Origin of the sequence: Achromobacter sp. HNDS-1 (assembly GCF_040084795.1) — a bacterium.
GTDB classification, from domain to species: Bacteria; Pseudomonadota; Gammaproteobacteria; order Burkholderiales; family Burkholderiaceae_B; genus Achromobacter; species Achromobacter ruhlandii.
In genome coordinates this window covers 717,897-735,395 of record NZ_CP157584.1, presented here as the reverse complement: position 1 = coordinate 735,395, position 17,499 = coordinate 717,897, and the positions used below count along the sequence as shown (strand labels likewise).

17 protein-coding genes and 1 tRNA gene are annotated in these 17,499 nt (G+C 67.7%); 7 read left to right on the top strand and 11 right to left on the bottom strand.

Annotation, left to right across the window (positions count from 1 at the left end; all coding sequences use genetic code 11):
- Positions 1-32: 32 nt before the first annotated feature.
- The 7 genes from ABFG95_RS03260 to dapC form a co-directional block, all read right to left on the bottom strand.
- The gene (locus tag ABFG95_RS03260) at positions 33-965 is read right to left on the bottom strand and encodes a FecR domain-containing protein (protein WP_348995454.1); all 933 of its coding nucleotides are present in this window, start codon (positions 963-965) and stop codon (positions 33-35) included.
- Positions 962-1,450: an RNA polymerase sigma factor gene (locus ABFG95_RS03255; protein ID WP_278991501.1), complete on the bottom strand. Its 489-nt coding sequence runs from the start codon at positions 1,448-1,450 to the stop codon at positions 962-964. The genes ABFG95_RS03260 and ABFG95_RS03255 overlap by 4 nt, the downstream gene beginning before the upstream one ends.
- Before the next feature lie 123 nt (positions 1,451-1,573).
- Positions 1,574-3,508 (bottom strand): ATP-binding cassette domain-containing protein, encoded by a 1,935-nt coding sequence (locus tag ABFG95_RS03250; RefSeq protein ID WP_100509190.1) that lies wholly within the window; start codon positions 3,506-3,508, stop codon positions 1,574-1,576.
- Positions 3,505-4,401, bottom strand: coding sequence for a 50S ribosomal protein L3 N(5)-glutamine methyltransferase (gene prmB / locus ABFG95_RS03245; RefSeq protein WP_348995453.1), 897 nt, complete (start codon positions 4,399-4,401; stop codon positions 3,505-3,507). The genes ABFG95_RS03250 and prmB overlap by 4 nt, the downstream gene beginning before the upstream one ends.
- 10 nt (positions 4,402-4,411) lie before the next feature.
- Positions 4,412-5,539 carry a succinyl-diaminopimelate desuccinylase gene (gene dapE, locus ABFG95_RS03240; protein ID WP_175144409.1) on the bottom strand — a complete coding sequence of 376 codons (1,128 nt, stop codon included), beginning with the start codon at positions 5,537-5,539 and terminating at the stop codon, positions 4,412-4,414.
- 87 nt (positions 5,540-5,626) lie between these two features.
- Complete coding sequence (gene dapD / locus ABFG95_RS03235; protein WP_006386215.1) at positions 5,627-6,448, bottom strand: 2,3,4,5-tetrahydropyridine-2,6-dicarboxylate N-succinyltransferase; 822 nt, start codon at positions 6,446-6,448, stop codon at positions 5,627-5,629.
- Positions 6,449-6,476: 28 nt separating this feature from the next.
- On the bottom strand, positions 6,477-7,673 hold the full coding sequence (gene dapC, locus ABFG95_RS03230; protein WP_348995452.1) for a succinyldiaminopimelate transaminase: 1,197 nt from the start codon (positions 7,671-7,673) through the stop codon (positions 6,477-6,479).
- A gap of 47 nt (positions 7,674-7,720) precedes the next feature.
- Between dapC and ABFG95_RS03225 the strand changes: the two genes are divergently transcribed.
- A tRNA-Leu gene (locus ABFG95_RS03225) sits at positions 7,721-7,807 on the top strand.
- A gap of 255 nt (positions 7,808-8,062) precedes the next feature.
- Entirely contained in the window at positions 8,063-8,344 is a 282-nt protein-coding gene (locus tag ABFG95_RS03220) for a hypothetical protein (protein WP_082381316.1), read from the top strand.
- Positions 8,345-8,427: 83 nt separating this feature from the next.
- Here the strand turns inward: ABFG95_RS03220 and ABFG95_RS03215 are convergent, their stop codons facing one another.
- From ABFG95_RS03215 to ABFG95_RS03200, 4 genes are all read right to left on the bottom strand, one after another.
- Positions 8,428-8,970, bottom strand: a complete 543-nt coding sequence (locus ABFG95_RS03215) for a hypothetical protein (RefSeq protein WP_054415834.1) — start codon at positions 8,968-8,970, stop codon at positions 8,428-8,430.
- Positions 8,971-9,058: 88 nt separating this feature from the next.
- A complete protein-coding gene (locus ABFG95_RS03210; RefSeq protein ID WP_100503599.1) occupies positions 9,059-9,571 on the bottom strand; it encodes a hypothetical protein in 513 nt (170 codons plus the stop codon).
- Between the two features lie 14 nt (positions 9,572-9,585).
- Entirely contained in the window at positions 9,586-9,945 is a 360-nt protein-coding gene (locus ABFG95_RS03205; protein WP_238923289.1) for a hypothetical protein, read from the bottom strand.
- Between the two features lie 96 nt (positions 9,946-10,041).
- Positions 10,042-10,401 (bottom strand): lysozyme inhibitor LprI family protein, encoded by a 360-nt coding sequence (locus ABFG95_RS03200; protein ID WP_049077692.1) that lies wholly within the window; start codon positions 10,399-10,401, stop codon positions 10,042-10,044.
- A 253-nt stretch (positions 10,402-10,654) separates the two neighbouring features.
- Here ABFG95_RS03200 and ABFG95_RS03195 point away from each other — a divergent pair, with 253 nt between their 5' ends.
- From ABFG95_RS03195 to ABFG95_RS03175, 5 genes are read left to right on the top strand one after another with little or no spacing between them, the layout of a single operon-like run.
- Positions 10,655-12,115 (top strand): MFS transporter, encoded by a 1,461-nt coding sequence (locus tag ABFG95_RS03195; RefSeq protein WP_348995450.1) that lies wholly within the window; start codon positions 10,655-10,657, stop codon positions 12,113-12,115.
- A gap of 14 nt (positions 12,116-12,129) precedes the next feature.
- On the top strand, positions 12,130-13,668 hold the full coding sequence (locus tag ABFG95_RS03190) for an FGGY family carbohydrate kinase (protein ID WP_348995449.1): 1,539 nt from the start codon (positions 12,130-12,132) through the stop codon (positions 13,666-13,668).
- The gene (locus ABFG95_RS03185) at positions 13,665-15,344 is read left to right on the top strand and encodes a glycerol-3-phosphate dehydrogenase/oxidase (protein WP_348995448.1); all 1,680 of its coding nucleotides are present in this window, start codon (positions 13,665-13,667) and stop codon (positions 15,342-15,344) included. Before ABFG95_RS03190 ends, ABFG95_RS03185 begins: the two co-directional genes overlap by 4 nt.
- A complete protein-coding gene (locus tag ABFG95_RS03180; RefSeq protein ID WP_348995447.1) occupies positions 15,341-16,897 on the top strand; it encodes an FAD-binding oxidoreductase in 1,557 nt (518 codons plus the stop codon). Before ABFG95_RS03185 ends, ABFG95_RS03180 begins: the two co-directional genes overlap by 4 nt.
- Before the next feature lies 1 nt (position 16,898).
- On the top strand, positions 16,899-17,480 hold the full coding sequence (locus ABFG95_RS03175; protein ID WP_049073161.1) for a glycerol-3-phosphate responsive antiterminator: 582 nt from the start codon (positions 16,899-16,901) through the stop codon (positions 17,478-17,480).
- Positions 17,481-17,499 lie beyond the last annotated feature (19 nt).

Sequence of the window (17,499 nt, the reverse complement as noted above, 5' to 3'; positions counted from 1 at the left end):
GCCGGTCTCGCCAGGCCTGCGAGGGCAAGCCCTCAGCGCAGGATCAGCAGGCCGGGCAGGTCGGTGATGCGGACCTTGGTCTGTGCCAGCAGCAGATCGAGCGCGCGCTTGGGATCGGCGATGCCGGCCGTGCCGGAGACGCGGGTGCCGCGCGCCAGCTCGCCCATCACCACGATGCGCTTGCCGGTGTAGCGCGCCAGCTGCGCGGCCGCCTCGGGCAGCGCGGTGTCGTTGAAGGCCAGCAGCCCTTCGCTCCAGGCGGGCGCGGATTCGCGCGGCGCCGGCGCGAGGACCATGCCGGCGGGGGTGACGGCGATGCGTTGGCCGGGTTCCAGGATCCGCGCTTGCGCGTCGGCGCAGGCCAGGCATTGCACCGCCACCTGGTGCGTGTAGACGGTGATGCGGGTCGCGTCGTCGTCGCGTGCGACCGTGTAGCGCGTGCCCAGGGCCGTGGCGCTGGCGTTGGCCGTGACGACCGTGAAGGCGGGGCCATCGGCGCCGCGTGGCGAGGCTTCGAACAGGGCCTGGCCAGACAGCAGGCGCACCTCGCGCTTGCCCGGCCCGAAGTCCACGGCGATGGCCGAATGCGCGTCAAGGATCGCGCGGGAGCCGTCGGGCAGGGCGACGCGCAGCGGTTGCGTGCCGCTGGCGTAGTCGGCGCCGGGCTGGAAGTCGCGCAGGGAATAGAGGGCCATGCCAGTGGCGGTGACGACGGCCAGTGTCAGCAGGGTGCGGCGCTTGCGAGGCGGGCGTGCCGCCAGCTTGCCACGGTCGATCTCGCCCATGCGGCGCCACACGCGCGCCAGGCGGTCAAAGGCGGCCGCATGGCGGGGGTCGGCCTGGTACCAGGCGTCGAATTCCGCCTGCGCCTGCGCGTCCAGGGGCTGGCCGCTGTGCCGGATGACCCAGCGCGAGGCCTGCTCGTCGGCGGACGTGGCATTGCCGCGGGCGGCGGTCTTGCTCACGCCGACAGCGCCTGGTCGCAGGCCAGCAGGATACGCATCATGTGCTTTTCGACCGCGCTGACCGAGATGGCGAAGCGCTCGGCGATGGCGCGGTAGGTCAGTCCTTCGTGGCGATGCAGGACAAAGACGTCGAGGCTGCGGCGCGGCTGGCGCAGCAGGGCGGTTTCGAGCCGCCGCAGCAGTTGGTTGGCCGAAGCCACTTCCAGCGTGTCGGCCTCGAAGGCGGGCGGCTGCGTGGCGGCATAGTCGGCGGCCAGGGTCAGTTCGCGTCCCCGGCGGCGGTGCCAGTCGGTGGCGATGTTGGCCGCCACGCGGAAGACATAGGCCCGGTGGTTGTCCGGCAGGGTCTTGTCCTGGAACTCGGCCAGCTTGATCCAGGTGTCCTGGGCGCAGTCCTGGGCCACGTCGCGCGAGCCGGTGCGCATGGCCAGAAAGCCCAGCACTTCGCGATAGTGCCGGAGAAATACGTCGGTAAGCGAAGACATGTCGCTGACGCCTCGCGCCAGATAGAGTCAGATTCGCGACAAATTATAAATGATAATTATTATTGTTATTGAGTGTTGCGACCCAAGGGAAAAGGCGGACGGCGCCAGCCGTCCGCCCGCGGCTCAGGCTTCGCCCTGCTCGATTTCTTCCAGCGAGCCCTGCAGTTCGAGCCACTGTTCTTCCAGCGTTTCCAGGCGCTTGCCATGTTCGCCGTGCTCGGCCATGACCTTCTGGCGTTCGGCGCGGCGCGCGTCGGAATACAGGTCCGGGTCGGCGATGACGCCGTCCAGCGCCTGCAGCTTGACGCGTAGTTTCTCCATCTCGGTCTCGACCTTGGCGAGCTTGGCTTCCAGCGGCTTGCGCAGCGCCGACAGGCGCTGACGCTGCTCGGCCTCGGCCCGGCGTTGCGCCTTGCGGTCGACCACGGCCTCGCCGTTCTCGGCGTTTTCGCGGGCGGCCTCGGCGCGTTCGCCGGCATTACGGGCCGCCAGCCAATCTCGATAGTCCTCCAGGTCGCCATCGAATTCGCGCACGGCGCCGTCGGCCACGATCCAGAAGCTGTCCACGGTGGTGCGCAGCAGATGGCGATCGTGCGAGACCAGCAGCATGCTGCCGCCAAACTCGGCCAGCGCGGCGGCCAGGGCCTCGCGCGTCTCGACGTCCAGGTGGTTGCTGGGCTCGTCCAGCAGCAGCAGGTTGGGCTTCTGCCAGACAATCAGCGACAGCGCCAGGCGAGCCTTTTCGCCGCCCGACATTGGCCCGACCTTGCTGTTGACCGTGTCGCCCGAGAAGCCGAAGCCGCCCAGATAGTTGCGCAGCTCCTGCTCGCGCGTTTCCGGCGACAACCGCGCCAGGTGGGCCAGCGGCGTGCTGTCCACGTCCAGCATGTCGAGCTGGTGCTGGTGGAAGTAGCCGATCGCCAGCCCGCGCGAGGCGCGGCGTTCGCCGGCCTGCACCGGCAGTTCCTCGGCCAGGGTCTTGATCAGCGTGCTCTTGCCGGCGCCGTTGGCGCCCAGCACGCCGACGCGGCTGCCGGCGCGCACCATCAGCGTCACGTCGCGCAGGATCGGCACCTCATTGCCGGCCGCGTCCGTGTAGCCGGCCGACAGGTGTTCCAGCGTCAGCAGCGGATCGGGCACCTGCTCGGGCGAGGGAATGCGGATGTCGATGCCGGCCTCGGCGTGCAGCGGCGCCAACACCTGCATGCGGGCCAGCGCCTTGACCCGGCTCTGGGCCTGCTTGGCCTTGGAGGCCTTGGCCTTGAAGCGGTCGATGAAGCCCTGCAGGCGCGCGGCTTCGCGCGTCTGGCGTTCGTAGGCGATGTTGGTCTGGCGCAGGCGCTCGGCGCGCTGCGTCAGGAAGTCGCCGTAGCCGCCGCGGTAGCGCACCAGCTTGGCGTGATCGAAATGCAGGATGGACTTGGCCACCGCGTCCAGGAACTCGGTGTCGTGGGAGATCAGCATGACGGTGCCGGGATAGGCGGCCAGCCATTTCTCCAGCCACAGCATGGCGTCCAGGTCCAGGTGGTTGGTGGGCTCGTCCAGCAGCAGCAGTTCGGACGGCGCCATCAGCGCTCGCGCCAGCGCCAGGCGCATGCGCCAGCCGCCGGAGAAGCTCGCCACCGGCTGGCTCCATTCGGCCGGCTTGAAGCCCAGGCCGGCCAGCAGCTGTTCGGCGCGCGAGGCCGCGCTCCAGGCGCCGGCCTCCACCAGCGCCGCTTCGACCTCGGCGATCTGCGTGCCCTGGTCGTCGGTCAGCTCGGCGCGGCGTGCCTGCAGCGCGCGCAGCGGCGTGTCGCCGTCGATGACGAATTCGCGCGCGGGGCGGTCGTCGGCATGCAGTTCCTGTTCGACGCTGGCGATGCGCCAGCCGGCCGGCAGCGCCAGGTTGCCGGCGTCCAGGTCCAGCGCGCCGGTCAGCAGCGCGAACAGCGACGACTTGCCGGCGCCGTTCTTGCCGACGATGCCGACGCGTTCGCCCGGGTGCACCACGAATTCGGCGTCGTCCAGCAGCACCTTGGTGCCGCGACGCAGGGTCAATCCAGAGGCGCGGATCACGTCGTCAACTGCTCGCGGGTCAGCAGCAGCAACTGGTCGGACGCTGCTTCCGTATCCAGCCACACCGGCGACAGCTCAGGGAAGGCGGCTTCGAAGAAATCGCGCTCGTGGCCGATCTCCAGCACCAGCACGCCGTTTTCCGACAGGTAGCGCGGCGCCGCCTGCAGGATGCGGCGCACCAGATCCATGCCGTCGGCGCCGCCGGCCAGGGCCAGGTGCGGCTCGTGGCGGTATTCCTGCGGCAGCACGTCCATCGAGCCGCTGTTGACGTAGGGCGGGTTGCAGACGATGACGTCGTACTGGCGTTCTGGCAGGCTGTCGAACAGATCGCTCTGGTGCAGCGCGAGGCGATCACCCAGGCCGTAGTCGTTGACGTTGCGGCGGGCGACTTCCAGCGCGTCGGGCGACACGTCGACGGCGTCCACCTTGGCATAAGGGAAGGCCAGCGCCGACAGGATCGCCAGGCAGCCCGACCCCGTGCACATGTCCAGCACGCTGTCGACGGCCTGCGCGTCCTGCACCCAGGGCGACAGGCCTTCGTCCAGCAGCTCCGCGATGGGCGAGCGCGGCACGATGACGCGCGCGTCCACGTAGAAGCGATGCCCGCGCAGCCAGGCCTCGTTGGTGAGATACGCGGCCGGCACGCGCTCGGTGACGCGGCGGTCGATCAGCTCCAGCACGCGGTTGCGTTCCTCGGTGAGCACGCGGGCGTCCAGAAAGGGCTCCAGCGTGTCCAGCGGCAGGTGCAGCGCGTGCAGGACCAGATAGACCGTCTCGTCCCAGGCGTTGTCGCTGCCGTGCCCCAGCGCCACCTGGGCGGCGTTCAGGCGCGATACGCCGTAGCGGATCAGGTCGCGCAGGGTCAGCAGTTCTTGGCGGGCGGATTGATACATGAGAGGCTTTTTATTCGGCGGGCAGGAGGTTTTCCAGCGTGCGCCGATAGATGTTTTTCAGCGGATCCAGCGAGGCCAGCTCGATACGCTCGTTGACCTTGTGGATCGTGGCGTTGCAGGGACCGAACTCGATGACTTGGGGGCAGATCTTGGCGATGAAGCGGCCATCGGACGTGCCGCCGGTGGTCGACAGCTCGGCCGTCACGCCGGTCTCGGCCTGGATGGCCTGCACCAGCGCATCGGTCAGCGAACCGCGCGGGGTCAGGAAGGGCTCGCCGCCCAGTTCCCAGTCCAGCGTGTATTCCAGGCCATGGCGGTCCAGCACTTCGTGCACCCGCGCCTTCAGGCCTTCCGGCGTGCTGGCGGTGGAGAAGCGGAAGTTGAACAGCGCCACCGCCTCGCCCGGCACCACGTTGGTGGCGCCCGTGCCCGAGTTCAGGTTCGAGACCTGGAACGTGGTCGGCGGGAAGTACTCGTTGCCCTGGTCCCATTCGATCGCGACGATCTCGGCCAGCGCCGGCGCCAGCTGGTGCACCGGATTGCGCGCCAGGTGCGGATAGGCCACGTGGCCCTGGATGCCCTTGACCGTCAACGTGCCCGACAGCGAGCCGCGGCGGCCGTTCTTGCAGGTGTCGCCGAGCACGTCGCCCGAGGTGGGTTCGCCGACGATGCAGTAGTCCATCTGCTCGCCGCGCGCCTTGAGCGCGTCACAGACGATGGCGGTGCCGTCGATCGACGGGCCTTCCTCGTCCGACGTGATCAACAGGGCGATCGAGCCGCCGTGCCGCGGGTTGGCGGCCACGAATTCCTCGGCCGCCACCACGAAGGCCGCGATCGAGCTTTTCATGTCGGCGGCGCCGCGGCCGTACAGGTAGCCGTCGCGCTCGGTGGGCACGAACGGATCGCTTTCCCACTTCTCGCGCGGGCCCGGGGGCACCACGTCGGTGTGGCCGGCGAAGACCACCAGCGGCGCGCTGTTGCCACGGCGCGCCCACAGGTTGGTGACGCCGCCCTGGGCGATGGTTTCGCAGGTGAAGCCGAGCGGCGCCAGGCGCGCGGCCAGCGTCGCCTGGCAATCGGCGTCCGCCGGGGTGACCGACGGACGGGCGATCAGGTCCTTGACCAGATCCAGAACCACAGAGGGAGGTTGGCCCTCCTGCCGCTGCGCGGCTGCCTCCCCAAGGGAGGGTGCACGCCCTTCGGGCGGCCGTGCGGTCGTGCGCATTTACGCCCTCAGCAGATCGTTGATGCTGGTCTTGGCGCGGGTCTGCGCGTCGACACGCTTGACGATGACGGCGCAGGCCAGGCTGTGCGAGCCGTCGGCCGAGGGCAGCGAACCCGGCACCACCACCGAACCCGACGGCACGCGGCCGTAGGTGACCTTGCCCGTGGCGCGGTCATAGATCTTGGTGCTTTGCGACAGGTACACGCCCATGGCCAGCACCGAGTTCTCTTCGACGATCACGCCTTCCACGACTTCCGAGCGGGCGCCGATGAAGCAGTTGTCTTCGATGATGGTGGGGTTGGCCTGCAGCGGCTCGAGCACGCCGCCGATGCCGACGCCGCCGGACAGGTGGACGTTCTTGCCGATCTGGGCGCACGAGCCGACGGTGGCCCAGGTGTCGACCATGGTGCCTTCATCGACGTAGGCGCCGATGTTGACGTACGAGGGCATCAGCACCACGTTGCGGCCGATGAAGGCGCCACGGCGGGCGACGGCGGGCGGCACCACGCGGTAGCCGCCTTGCTTGAAGGCGTTGTCGCCGTATTCCGAGAACTTGAGCGGCACCTTGTCGTAGAACTGCAGCGGGGCCTGGCCCATGATGGCGTTGTCGTAAAGGCGGAACGACAGCAGCACGGCCTTTTTGATCCACTGGTGCACGACCCAGTCGTCGTTGATTTTCTCGGCCACGCGCAGGCGGCCCAGGTCCAGCCCGTCGATCGTGTGTTCGACGGCTTCGCGCACTTCGGCGCTGGCGTCGACAGGCGACAGGTTGGCCCGGTCGTCCCAGGCTTTTTCGATGGTGGTCTGGAGGTCGAGAGTCATAGCGGCTCAGCTTTTCAAAAAAGGTTGATCAAACGGAAGTATGTACGAAATGGGCGATGCGTTCGGCCGCCTGCACGCAATCGGCCAACGGCGCCACCAGGGCCAGGCGGATGCGCCCCTGGCCGGGATTCACGCCGTGCGCTTCGCGCGCCAGGAAACTGCCCGGCAGCACGGTAACACCGGTACGGCCATAAAGGTCGCGCGCGAACGCGGTATCCGAACCCGGGGTGGCTGCCCACAGGTAGAACGAGGCCTGCGGACGCTGCACGTCCAGCACGTTCCGCAGGATCGGCAGCACGGCCTCGAATTTCTCGCGGTACAGGCGGCGGTTGTCCTTGACGTGGGCCTCGTCGGTCCAGGCGGCGATGCTGGCCGCCGACACCAGCGGGCTCATGGCGCTGCCATGATACGTGCGGTAGCGCAGGAAGCGGCCGATCAGCGCGGCGTCGCCCGCCACGAAACCCGAACGCAGGCCCGGCACGTTGGAGCGCTTGGACAGGCTGGAGAACGCCACCAGGTTGCGGTAGTCGTTGCGGCCCAGCCGGCGCGCCGCCTGCAGGCCGCCCAGCGGCGGATTGCCTTCGTCCAGGTAGATCTCGGAGTAGCACTCGTCGGACGCGATCACGAAGCCGTGGCGGTCGGACAGGGCGAACAGGTCTTCCCATTCGTCCAGCGTCATGACGTTGCCGGCCGGGTTGCCGGGCGAGCAGACGAATACCATGCGGGTCTTTTTCCAGACCTCGTCCGGCACCTGGTTCCAGTCGCAGGCGAAATTGCGCAGCGCATCGGCGTTGACGTAATTGGGCGTGGCGCCGGCCAGCAGCGTGGCGCCCTCGTAGATCTGGTAGAACGGGTTGGGGCAGATCACCACCGATCCCGCCGACGGATCGATCACGGTCTGGGTGAAAGCGAACAGCGCTTCGCGCGAGCCCAGCGCCGGCAGCACCTGGGTCTCGGCATCGGGCGCGGGGATGCTGTAGCGCCGCGCCAGCCAGTTGGCGATGGCCTGGCGCAGCGCGGGATCGCCCTTGGTCGACGGGTACACCGACAGTCCGCCAAGGTTGTCGCGGATGGCCTGCGCGACGCGTTCCGGCGCGGCGTGTTTGGGCTCGCCGATCGACAGGTTGATGGGCGTCAGGCCGTCCGGCTGCGCAGTGGCCGAGGCCAGCAGGGCGCGCAGTTTTTCGAACGGGTAGGGGTGCAGGGCATCGAGGCGCGGATTCATGACGCAAGATTTTAACAAGCAAGCTACAATAGCGGGCTTGGCCTATTGCGAAGGTGGCGAAATTGGTAGACGCACCAGGTTTAGGTCCTGACGCCGTAACAGGTGTAGGGGTTCGAGTCCCCTCCTTCGCACCAACCCTATTCGGGTACTGAATCGGCGCCATGCCGGCAGTATCCCAAGACCCCGAGACATCCGTGTGTCTCGGGGTCTTTTCATTTTGGGAGTCTTTTCATATGGCGGATCTTGGTGATTTCCTTATGAATCAGAGGGTTGATAGGGATGTCGGCGGGATGTCGGCTCCGAGCCCGGCCCCGTATTTTCGCGCCTGTACCGCATTTCCCATGCTTGTTATAAAGACGCCTGAAGCTTTTCTTGTCGAGCGAGGGTAAATGTCTCCGATTCAACTGCTTAGCCGCGGCGGCCCGCTGTTGTTGCTCGCCGCGCTCATGTCTGGCTGTTCCTCCTCCTCGCCCGTCAACCCCTGGTCTTCGCCCGCGGCACCGGGCTCCGGTCCCGATTCGTCGCGTGTCAGCCTTGAATGCCGGGTAAGCCGCAACAGTTGCCTCTACAACGGTAAGTACGAGGTGGGCGAGCGGGATTACGCGGAAGAAGAGGCCAAGCGCCTGAACCGGGCCGAGATGGAACGGTTGCGTCGCGCTTTCGGCGGTTGAGCCAGGATATGAAAAAGCCCGTCAGATGACGGGCTTTTCACATGCGGTGCGCGCTTGATGGGCGTGCACCGCTTTGTTCGCGCTTACTTCAAGAGCTTGGGGAACGCCGGGTCGCGCACCGCCTTCTTGATCAGTTCCTGAACCGCGCCGAGCCCCGCCAGTGCCGTCTGGGTGCAGGCCGTTTCGCCGACGAAACTGGTGGTGAACTTGTAGGTGTCTTCCACCGACAGCGAATTGCCGTTGCTGGATCTCAATGTCAGGGCGCTGACCCATTTGCCGCTGTTTGAACTGAAGTTGAGCTTGTCGAGCGTGCCGGTGAGTTCCACTGGCGCTTTTTCGGCATAGAGATTTGCCATCACAAGCTCACTGACGAGCGCTTTGCGGACGTATTCCGAATACGCCTCGGCATTCGGCGTCTTGACGGGACCGAAAGCGCGGCAGGTCAGCACGCCAGACTTGCTCTGATCGCCGGGGCCATTGTTGAAGGGGCCGACATTCACCTTGACTTCGCCCATCGAACGCAATGCCGATACGGTTTCGGCATCGGCCGAATACCGGGGCACGGCGAACGTCGAACAACCCGAGATCGTCAGTGCAAGGACGACAACGGCAGACAGCTTTAGCATGTACCTCTCCCTATTATTGGTTTCGTTTTGTAGCACAAAAATAGGGGCGGTACAGCGCGAGATCTGGACGGGCAATAGCAGGCGTTGATCAGGCGAGGGCGGCAGCCGTGGCTTGCGGTCTGCCGTAGAACACCCGGGCGCAGACCGCGCCGCTGACCAGTCCGGGCAAGCCACCCAGGAACAGCGGGAAGCCCAGTTCGATGAGCGAGCTGTCGCGCACCGCGAAGCCCGCCAGGAACACGAAAGCATAGAGGCCGCCCAGCAGCCCCGGCCAGCAGTACGAGCGCCATGTCACGACGGCGGGCCGGCAGGCGCCCGCCACCAGGCCGCACAGCAACGCAGGCACGCCGCCGTACAGGTATGACCAGATCACCAGGAACATGGACGTAAACAGCGTTTCCAGGCTCTTCGCGGCGATGGCCAGGAACAGCGCGAAGATCAGGGTGCCCACCGGGGGGCCCAGCGCGGCGAACAGGGCGGCCCCGGCGGCGGCCGAGCGGGCAATGTCGCCGTGCGTCTTGCCGTCGGGTCGGCGCGACATACGCCAACTCAGCACGCCCAGCGACACGGCGGCCAGCACATATACGGATAACAGCAGCACAGCGTGGTTCTTTCTTATGCGTCGGTGGGCTTGTTGGGAAACAGGTTCAGCGACAGGATCGCGTCGGGATAGGTCGCCAGCAGCATCCCCGACAGGTGGCCGTGCAAGGCGCCGAACAGCGGCCAGGTCAGCGCCTCGCTGCCGGGCAACAGGTCCAGCAGCATCAGTTGGCCGGTGCGCACGGTGCCGACGAAGTAGGCGCGTTCGTCATGCTGGCCGGTGGGCGCGGCGCGATAGATCTTGGTGGCGCGGCCGCTGTCGTCCTTGCGCCAGCTGTTGCCGCTGGTCGTGGCGCGGGCGCCGATGGGGACGATGTCAGCCTGGATGGTTTCCCAAAGGCTGCGGGCGTTGGCGGCGTATACGACGATGGTCATGATGGCGCTGTCCTATGCGAAAAACGAGGAACGCGAGGCCGGGCACGGCAAAGTTACCAACGTCTCCGAGACACGGCAAGCGCCAGCGCGCCAGAATCAGTCGCCTGCCAGTTCCCGCAGTTCATCGGCGCGGTTGATGTTGAGCAGCATCGGGCAGTACTCGTACATGGGCGAACCGACGTGCGACCCGGCCAGCGCGCAATGGCCGTTGCGGTAGGCCAGCCAGGCCTTCTGGGTCTGTTCCAGCTTGACGGCGTCGTCCGGGTATTCGTTGGCCAGGCGCGCCTGGATCCTGGCGTAGAGCGTGTTGATTTCACGCTTGGCGGCCGCCGAGACGCCTTCCGCGCAGGCCCCGACGGTGCCATTGTTGGTGACACCCGCGTCGCGCAGGCAGCGGTCGTACTGGCCCATGTAGTCCGGCGTGGAGGCGCCCAGGACCAGGGCGGGAGACAGCATCAAGGAGAGCGCGAGGGCATGTCGGATCATGGTGGCGCGAAGGCGAAAAGTGGAAGGATCGGACGCGCCGGAAGCGGCGCGCAGCGCAAGCATACCGCCTGTCGCGGCTTGGTGTTTTCCCGGTTGACACTGTCCTGGATAGTCCATAAAGTCACTCGCACAGATCTAGATAAAAGACCATCTGTAAGATGGTCTTTTATCGCGCGCACGCTGCGTCGACCTCTTACAGAAATAATTCCAAGAGGAGACTGCCGTGCATCAATCAATACCCGTCAAGCTGCGTGGCATCGATGATGTCATCGCGTATATCGATTCACGCCCGGGCATCGTCGGCCGGGCTGGGCTGATCTGGTGGCTGGCCCTGGGCGGATTGTTCCTGGACGCATTCGCCAATTCCGCGCTCAGCGCGGGCCTGGGGCCCATGACGCGCGACCTGAGCCTGAGCGCGGCCCAGGTGGCGCTGATGACGTCCTTCGCGTCCTGGGTGGCCATCGCCTTCAATCCCATCGGTGGCTGGATGGCCGATCGCTGGGGGCGCATGCGACCGCTGATCGTCGCCAAGCTGCTGGCGCTGATCGGCGCGCTGCTGGTGGTGTTCGCGCCGTCGTTCGACGTCATCCTGGCCGGCCGTTTTTTCGTTGGCGCGGCCTATGGCATCGACTTCGCCATCGCGATGGCGGTGCTGGCGGAATTCACGCCCGTCAGGCTCAAGAGCCGCCTGAACACTTGGCAGGGCATGTGGTACACGGCGGTCTGCTCCAATCTGCTGCTGGCGCTGCTGTTCCACTCCTGGGAGGTGGGCGACGCGATCTGGCGCTATTCGGTCGCGGCCACGGCGGTGTTCGCGCTGACCATTCTGGCGCTGCAGCTGCGCTACATGGTCGAGAGCCCGATCTGGCTGGCGCGCAAGGAGCGCGTCGACGAGGCGGCCGCGGCCATGACCCGCATCTACGGCCAGTCCTTCACGGCCGCGCCGCCGCGCGAATGCGTACCGGTGGCCAACCAGGCGCGGCGCGGGCTGGCCAACGTGCTGCTGATCTTCCGCGGCGTGTACCTGCCGCGCACGATCCTGGCCGCCACCGTGCAGATCGGCCAGTCGATCCAGTACTTCGCGGTGGGGTGGTATCTGCCGCTGATCAGCGCGGCACTGTTCGGCAAGGACTTCGTCTATGCCACGGTGGGTGCGCTGGTGTTCAACATCTTCGGCATCTTCGGCGGCTTCATGTCGCCCTACGTCGGCCGCAAGCTTGGCCTGCGGCGCGCCTCGGCGTTCGGATTCGCGGCGGTCTTCATGATGCTGCTGATCCTGGGCACCTTCCACGGCAGGATGCCGCTGTGGCTGGCGGTGGCGGTGCCATCGCTGTTCATCCTGTTCCATTCCGGCGGTCCGGGCGCCAACGGCAAGAGCCTGTCGTCGCTGTCGTTCCGGGGCGAACTGCGGGCCGGCGCCAACGGGGTCATCGGCGCGCTCGGCTCGATCGGGGCGGCGGTCGGCCTGCTGGTGTTTCCGCTGTTCCGCGAGAGCTATGGCCTGGAGAAGACCTTCCTGATCCTGTCGGTCGTGCCGCTGGCCGCCAGCATCATCTGCTTTGCCATCAAATGGGATCCCACCCGCAGCGGCATCAATCCGGACAACGAAGTCGGCGCGCCGCAGTTCAAGGGTGACGAGAACCTGCCCGCGCTCGATCCGGCGCTGGGGAAAACCGCACGATGAGGGACGCAGACAATATGCCGAATAACGTGATCCTGGCCATCGACGCCGGCACCTCGGGGACGCGCGCGGCCCTGGTGTCGGGCGACGGCCACGTGTCGGGCCAGGAATACCTGGCCCTGCGGGTCGATACGCCGCGGCCTGGCGTGGTCGAACAGGATGCCGACGCGATTTTCGAAAGAACCCTGCAGGTGTGCCGCAAGGTGATCGCGCAGGCGCGCCGGGATGGCCAGGCCATCGTGGCGCTGGCGTTGGCCACGCAGCGCGCCACCGCCGTGCTGTGGGACACCGCCACGGGTCGCGCGCTGGTGCCGGCCATGGTGTGGCAGGACACGCGCTACGTCGACGAACTCGATCGCCTGGCGCCGGCCTGGAACCCGCGTTTGCTGGAGCAGGTGGGCCGCCCGGCCGGGGTGCGTTCGCCCTATCTCTGGGCGGCGCGCCACCTGCGCGATTCGCCCGCGGTGGGGCAGGCCTGGCGCGAGCGCCGGCTGGCGTTCGGCACCGTCGACACCTGGCTGCTGTGGCATCTGTCGGACCGCCGCGAGTGCGTGACGACGCCCACTAACGCGACCTCGGCCGGCGCCTATGTGCTGTCCGGGCACCGCTATTACCTGGACTGGATCGACGCGCTGGAATTTCCGCGCGAGTTGCTGCCGGCCTTGCGCCAGGAATCCGACGACTTCGGCCAGACCCGCGCGGACCTCCTGGGCCTGGCCGTGCCCATCCGGGCGTCGGCCGGCGATCAGCATGCGGGCGCGGTGGGGTTGGGCTGCCTGGATCGCGGGCAGGCGATGTGCGTGCATGGCACGGGCAGTTTCGTCGACCTGATCATCGGCCCCGAAACGCCCGTCAACAGCGGCCGCTTCGAAGGCTCGCTGACGATGACGGCGCGGCGTCAGGACCAGGTGTCGCACTTCGCGGTCGAGACCTTCGTCGCCACCACGGGCTCGGCCCTGAACTGGGTCTGCGACAAGCTGAAGTGGTTCAGGAACGCGCAGGAGATCAGCGAACTGGCGGCCACCGCGCAATCGGCGGGCGGCGTGACGTTCATCCCCGCCTTGACCGGGTTGCGCGTGCCGCGCATGGCGGCCGGCGCGCGCGCTTCGCTGACCGGCATTTCCATGGCCACCACACAGGCCGAGGTGGCCTACGCGATCCTTGAAGGCATCGCCCATTCGGTCGCCAGCTGCATCGAGGCGGACGAGGAGGTTTCGGGCGTGCGGGTGTCGGAACTGGTGGTGGGCGGCGGGCTGTCCAGCAGCGATCCGTTGCTGCGCATCCAGGCCGACCTGCTCGGCATTCCGATCCGCCGCATGCGGGAGGCCGATCGCGCCAGCCTGCGCGGCGCCGCTTTCCTGGCGGGGGCGTCGGGCCTGTTGTGGCCATCGCTGCAGGCCGCGCGCCAGACCGCCGCCACCGATGCGGTATTCCAACCCACCCTGGCGGCCGAGGCCCGCGCCCGCCGCCGCGCATTGTGGCATTCGCGCGTCGAATCCGAACTGGCCCACGCGGGCCTGTATTCCCAGGACAAGCAGGAGGCATTGCGGACATGATCGGCTGGCCATCGAGAAAGCCCAGGAAGGAGAGGGCCGGCATGACCCGCGGCGAACCGTTGCGGCTGGCTCGGCAGGAGCAGGCGGACCGGCTTGGCGACGAGCATTTCGACATGCTCATCGTCGGCGGCGGCATCACGGGCGCTTATGCCGCGCTGGACGCCAGCCTGCGCGGCTACCGCGTGGCGCTGGTCGAAAAGGATGACTTCGCGTCGGGCACGTCGTCCAAGTCATCCAAGATGGTGCATGGCGGCTTGCGTTACATCGAACAGGGCAACCTGGGGCTGGTGCGCCATTCGCTGCACGAACGCCAGCGGCTGCGGCGCAACGCCCGCCACCTGGTGCAGCGCCTGCCGTTCCTGTTCCCGCTGCTGGAGCGCGACGGGGTCTTCGACAAGCGGCTGGCCAAGGCGTTCGAGAGCCTGCTCTGGACCTACGACGTTGCCGGCGGCTGGCGCGAAGGCATCCTGCACCAGAAGCTGACCCCGGAGGAAGTGCTGTCGCATTGCCCCACCTTCAAGCAGGATGGCCTGCTGGGTGGTTTCCTGTATTTCGACGCGCGGGTCGACGATGCGCGCCTGACGCTGGCGGTGGCGCGCACCGCCGCGTTCCACGGCGCGGCGGTGCTGAACCATACCAGGGCCATCGAGGTCACGCGCGACACCCATGGCAGGATCGACGGCGCCATCGTGCAGGCCGGGCAGGACGAGATCCGGGTGCGCGCCAGCGTGGTGATCATGGCCACTGGCGTGTGGCTGCGCGACTGGAACGGCAGCCGCAAGGGCGATCCGCAGGCCTTGCACATCCGCCCGGCCAAGGGCGTGCACGTGGCCGTGCCGTGGCTGAAGGTGCGCAACGACTGCACGGTGACCATCCCGGTGCCGGGACGCAGCCGCCGCGCCACCATCACCCGCTGGGGCAACGTGTCCTACCTGGGCACCACCGACGAGGACTACGAGGGGGACCTGGACGATGTCCATTGCACCCGCCGCGAGCTCGATTTCCTGCTGGAAGGGGCGCGTTCGGCGCTCAAGACCGACCTTTGCGCCGCGGACGTGGTGGGCAGCATCGCGGGCTGCCGGCCGCTGGTCGGGCCGCCGGGCGGCAAGACGCTGGAGATCAAGCGCAACCATGAAATCCGGGTCGCCGCGGATGGCCTGGTCACCATCGTCGGCGGCAAGCTGACAACCTCGCGCCACATGGCCGAACAGACCATCGACGCCGCCCAGAAAGTGCTGGGGCGCAAGGCGCGCTGCGTGACGGCCCGCGCCTTCCTGCTGGGCGCGGCGGGCTACGACCCGCAGGCCATCGTGGCCTCGGGCGGCCTGTCCGCCCACCTGGGCGAGCGCTATGGCACCGAGGCGCGCTTCGTCAGCGACCTGATGCAGCAGGCGCCGGCCTTGGCGGCGCCGCTGGTGCCGGGGTTGCCGTACACCGAGGCCGAGGCGCTCTATGCCGTGCGCCACGAACTGGCGGCCACGGTGGAAGACGTGCTCTCGCGTCGCATGCGGGCCCGGCTGATGGCGCGCGACGCCTCGGTCGCGGCCGCCGCGCGCGTGGGCCAGATCCTGCAGGCCGAACTCGGCCTGTCCGACGCAGCGGTGGCGGAACAGGTGCGAGGCTACCGCGCCGCCATCGAGCATGAAAAATCCGTACTCATGGGAGACGACACGTGATCAGTAAAGAAGCCATCAAGCGCGGCTACAACCGCGGCAACTATGTGGTCGGCGCGCATACCCCGCCCGCCTATGCGGCCGGGCTGGCGCGCACGGGCAGCGAGCCGGGCCTGCAGCGCGACCCGGTGTCCGTGCCGGCCGCGCAGGTCGAGGCGTTGCGGGCGGCCGCCGACGAGGTCCTGACCGCCAGCGCCGACGCCGTGGCCTGGACGCGCGATTGGTGGGCAGGGTCGATGATGACCGAGACCGCCGGCCGTCCCGCCACGCCGCACGCGGTGATCGTCAAGGTATCGACGGTCGACCAGGTGCAGGCCGTGATGCGGATCGCGCATGCGGCCTCGCTTCCCGTCACCGTGTCGGCCGGCCGCAGCAACGTCACCGGCGCCGCGCTGCCGCTGCGCGGCGGCATCGTGCTGGATGTCTGCCAGTTGAACCGGTTCGTCGGCCTCGACCGCGAGAGCCAGATCGTCGAGGTCGAGGCCGGCATGTTCGGGGATGTGTTCGAGCAGATCCTCCAGCGCGACCACGGCCTGACCATGGGGCACTGGCCGTCCTCTTTCGGCATCAGCACAGTCGGCGGATGGGTGGCATGCCGGGGCGCGGGGCAACTGTCCACCCGCTACGGCAAGATCGAGGACATGGTGTTCGGCATGGATGTGGTGCTGGCCGACGGCAGCCTGATCACGGTGGGCGGGTATTCCCGCGCGGCGGTCGGGCCGGATCTGCTGCAATTGTTCATCGGCTCCGAGGGCACGCTGGGCGTGGTGGTGCGGGTGCGGCTGAAGCTGCACCGGCTGCCTGATTACGGCCGCGCCATCGCCTACGGCTTCGAGACCTTCGCCGCCGGCCTGCAGGCCTGCCGCCAGATCATGCAGCGCGGCGCCAATCCCGCCGCGTTGCGGTTGTACGACGCGCTCGAAAGCGGTGTGCAGTTCGGCCAGCCCGACCTGAACGTGCTGCTGGTGGCCGATGAAGGCCCGCGGCCGATGGTCGACGCGGTCATGGATATCAGCGACGAGGTCTGCCGTGAGTCGGGCGTGGCGCTGGATGGCGAGACGGTGTTCGAGCGCTGGCTGGATACCCGCTACCTGACTGGCAAGAGCGCCGAGGGCTTCAAGCGCAGTCCAGGCTTCGTGGCCGACACGCTGGAGATGGCGGGGCGCTGGAGCGACCTGCCGGCCATCTATGACGAAGTGGTGGCCGCCGTCAATGCCGTGCCCGGTACCCTGGCCGGTTCGGCGCACCAGTCGCATGCCTACGTCGACGGCGCCTGCCTGTATTTCTCGTTGCGCGGCGAGGTCGCGGTCGAAGACCGGGCGCAATGGTATCGGCGCGCGTGGGATGCGGCCAACGCGGTGTTGATCAAATACAATGCCGCGCTCAGCCACCACCATGGCGTGGGCCTGTTGCGCTCGCCGTACATGCGCGAATCGCTCGGGCCGGCTTTCGCGGTGCTGCTCGCCGTCAAGCAGGCGCTGGATCCGGGCAACCTCCTGAACCCCGGCAAGCTCGGCCTGACGGACGAAGGCCTCTACGATCAAGGCAGGCGATAACATGGACAGGTCACTCGGGGCATGCCTGGCGCGGCATCCGGTCATTGCCACGCTCTACGGGCCGGAGCAGGTCAATGCCTTCGTTGGCAGCGTGGCCGAGATCGGCATTGTCGCCAACGTCGAGCTGCGCCGGCTCGCGCCGGTGATCGCCGCCCTGAACCGGGCGGGCAAGTACGTCATCGTCAATATCGACAGCTGCGAAGGCCTGTCGCAGGACAAGGGCGGCGTCGAATATCTGGCGGACATCGGCGTGGCGAGCCTGGTGTCGACCCGCGTCGCCACCATCCAGCGCGCCAATCGCGCCGGCATGGTGACGATGCAGAAGGTGTTCGTGACCGACCGTTCCACCTGGCCGCGCAGCGTCAAGGCGCTGGAGCAGAGCGATCCCAACCTGGTGCAGATCATGCCGGCGCCGATGCTGGCCCACATGGCGCCGTCGGACCTGAAGGCCTTGCCGCCGATCGTGGCGTCCGGTTTCGTTTGCAACCAGGCGGACGTGGCGGCTGCCTTGCGCCACGGCGCGGTGGCGGTGTCGACCAGCGATGCGGGATTGTGGAGCGTGGACGCCAAAACGCTGCGATGAGCGGGCTTGCGCGATGCCG